Origin of the sequence: Bacillus sp. AY2-1 (assembly GCF_008368965.1) — a bacterium.
Classification (GTDB): Bacteria; Bacillota; Bacilli; order Bacillales; family Bacillaceae_G; genus Bacillus_A; species Bacillus_A thuringiensis_S.
In genome coordinates this window covers 17,277-20,170 of the sequence record NZ_QPEL01000033.1, presented here as the reverse complement: position 1 = coordinate 20,170, position 2,894 = coordinate 17,277, and the positions used below count along the sequence as shown (strand labels likewise).

Below are 2,894 nucleotides of genomic sequence, written 5' to 3'. Positions count from 1 at the left end.
CTCAAGCCTTTTATTTTTAAAAATTTTATGTATAATTACTAACCTATTTCCCTTCACATATAAGGAAAATATTAAATTCGAAATAAAAAAACATTGCTATATAAAATAAAACGAAACTGGAATATAAAAGTTGTCATTGAAAAAGAATTCATGTTATTCTATGAAATGTTTTTTTACTAAGTCTGTATAATCAAGCAGTGAGTCAAGAATAATTTTTTGTTTTTCTAATGGTAAAGTACTAATTTTGTCTTTTATTTCTTCAAGTTGTACATCTGTATCACATTTTCTCCCAACTAATGTATCAAGTGATATACCAAGATAATCTGAAATCTTTATTAAAGTTGAGAGATCGGGTTCAGTCCTATTTGCTTCCCAATTTGTGTATGTTGGACGAGCGACATTAAGGTAACTTGCGATTTCATATTGTGTTAATCCCCGTTTTTTGCGAAAATACATTAAATGCTCTCCTACCGTCGCCATATACACCATCCTTTCGAATCTTCGAACATTATACTTGAAGTAATAATAAGGATGGAATATATTTGGATAGAACGTTCTCAAACTAAACCTTTGGTGCGCAAATGGTAACGGTTTGAAACCTGTTTGAACTTAAAAGTAGAACAGACGTTCTATCCCGTGGTAGAATATGTTATATTCATGTTGTTATATGTGGTTAATATGATTAAAATTTTTTTAAAAACAATATTAAAAAATCTTAATATACATTTAAAAGGTATTTAGAAAGTAGGAACTCTTATGGAACAAACTTTTTTTGTAAATATAGTAAAAGAATGCAAGGAATATACCAACTCCGATACATTAGAAACATTTATAGAATTACTAGATGTCATAGAAAAATATGAAAATCTAGATAACTTAAGTGACTCGTAATTACCTTTCATATCTGACCCTTAATCGTCTGTATTATTTTCATTTTTTAAATTAGCTTCTAATTTTAAAAGATCAGCATAACGAATTAACTCACGTTCTACCTCGGGTTTATATTTATCTGGGACGCTCATAAATCGATCATATAGAAGACGAGCTAAACGTTCAATAGGTTCTTCCCCAGTTTCATTCCGTAAATCCTCGTCACGAATATTATGTGTAAGTAAATATGCCTCTGTTACATTGAAGTAAGAAGCAATTTGAGAGATTTTATTTAGTCTTGGCTTCTTTTCTCCCTTTTCCCAGCTGGAGACAGCACTAACAGAAACCGACATTGCTTTAGCAAACTCAGTTTGATTAACGCCCTTAATTGCTCTTAATTTTCTTATGTTTTTTCCTAAAACTTCTTGGTTCATATAATCAAACACCTTTCTTTTTCACTTAAAGTATAATTTTTAATCTTTCAGAGTTGACTTTAATCTTTTAGAACTATACAATATTTTCAGGGGGTGAGAATATGGATAATATTTCTACTCGAATTACCATGCGAAATATTCGCAAATCCAAAAATCTTTCTCTAGCAGAAGTATCAAAGGAATTAAATTTATCATTAGGCGTTCTAAGAGAGATTGAGATTGGGAGTAAAAGTACAACACTCTCTAGAGCTGAACGAATTTCAGAATTTTATGGAGTTCCGATTGAAAAATTATTTCTTCCAAAGTATTTTACTGCTTTAACAGACGAAAATGATCCCAAAATATAAAACCATTTATATTTTGTTTAAGTAATTCTTCTTATATTATAAACAAAATTGCACTAAAAGATAAAAAAGTACTATAGGATTTGCTTATTTCTAAAATTCCCAATATTGAATTAACAATTTTCATATATAAATTTCAAAACATTTTAAACTTAAGAATTTTACTTTAAGTGAAATTGTAGGAGGTGATTTGGTTGGTATTGCTGGTTGAACCGACTAAAAAACAGGAAAAGAAAATTATTAAACTTGTTCTTAAAGAATTCAAAAAGTATCATTTGTATGTTTGGTCATTGGAAGAGAAACAACAACCAAAGATTACAGCATCGTACACTTTGAACGAATCAACTACAGTAAACAACACGTTTCATTCTTCTACAGAAAGTACGGCTCTTAAAAATATTGAGGCATGTGAGTTTACTACTTCTCTATTACGTAAGGTTAGTCGTTTGGAGTTAACCCAAAGGCAATTGGTTATTCATTATTATATTAAGAAAGATAAAAGTGTAGTGCAGCTTTGTAATCAATTTCATATTTCAGAATCCCAATTTCATAGGATAAGAAATCGGGCATTGATGACTTTAGCATATGCACTTGGATTAGCAAGAGAAGAGCTGATTGATATCGACTAAAAAGTTAAATTTCGAATAGTCAACTACCATATAAAATGTTATATTTTAATATGGTTAAATAATAATTAGTTGATATTGAGCATTATCCTAGTGCTATATATAGGGAGGAAGCTATTACTAAATTAGGATAACTCAACAATTTGAGTGTTTAGTGATAGATTACACACATGTTTAAAAAGACTACTACTAAAAAAACTGCTGCTGGTATTATGACAATTGGTATTGCATTATCTACAACAATGATTTTTAGTCCAACAAAGGCGTTAGCATGGTATACACCAGATGATCCAGCATATGATGAAATTGTTATCACGCCTAATAGCACATTTGAAAATCCTGCGCGTCCCAAAGGTGATTTAAATTATTATATTGAAGGCTATATTTCTTCAAGTGGAAAAGTAATTTTAATTGGTGGACATACAGGTGAGGTATTTGATGGACAAGAAATTGAAATTACAGATCCGTTTAAAGGGAACTATAAGTTGAAGATTAAAGTGGTTAAATCTGAAAAGCCAGAGCCAAAACCAGAGCCGAAGCCAGAGCCAAAACCAGAGCCAAAACCAGAGCCAAAGCCAGAGCCAAAGCCAGCGCCAAAACCAGAGCCGAAACCCGACGCA

5 protein-coding genes are annotated in these 2,894 nt (G+C 30.9%); 3 read left to right on the top strand and 2 right to left on the bottom strand.

All coding sequences use genetic code 11. From position 1 onward, the window contains the following. Nucleotides 1–153: 153 nt before the first annotated feature. Together DN403_RS09365 and DN403_RS09360 are read right to left on the bottom strand one after the other, a co-directional pair. A complete protein-coding gene (locus tag DN403_RS09365; protein WP_063539023.1) occupies nucleotides 154–480 on the bottom strand; it encodes a helix-turn-helix domain-containing protein in 327 nt (108 codons plus the stop codon). A 431-nt stretch (nucleotides 481–911) separates the two neighbouring features. Beyond that, nucleotides 912–1,304, bottom strand: a complete 393-nt coding sequence (locus DN403_RS09360; RefSeq protein WP_061667669.1) for a helix-turn-helix domain-containing protein — start codon at nucleotides 1,302–1,304, stop codon at nucleotides 912–914. 101 nt (nucleotides 1,305–1,405) lie between these two features. On the opposite strand from DN403_RS09360, the gene DN403_RS09355 reads away from it, so the two are divergent. From DN403_RS09355 to DN403_RS31095, 3 genes are all read left to right on the top strand, one after another. Next, nucleotides 1,406–1,651, top strand: a complete 246-nt coding sequence (locus tag DN403_RS09355) for a helix-turn-helix domain-containing protein (RefSeq protein WP_061667668.1) — start codon at nucleotides 1,406–1,408, stop codon at nucleotides 1,649–1,651. Nucleotides 1,652–1,842: 191 nt separating this feature from the next. After that, nucleotides 1,843–2,277: an ArpU family phage packaging/lysis transcriptional regulator gene (locus DN403_RS09350; protein ID WP_149185418.1), complete on the top strand. Its 435-nt coding sequence runs from the start codon at nucleotides 1,843–1,845 to the stop codon at nucleotides 2,275–2,277. A gap of 167 nt (nucleotides 2,278–2,444) precedes the next feature. Continuing rightward, nucleotides 2,445–2,894: hypothetical protein (locus tag DN403_RS31095; RefSeq protein ID WP_179958926.1), on the top strand; the 450-nt coding region annotated here is incomplete at its 3' end.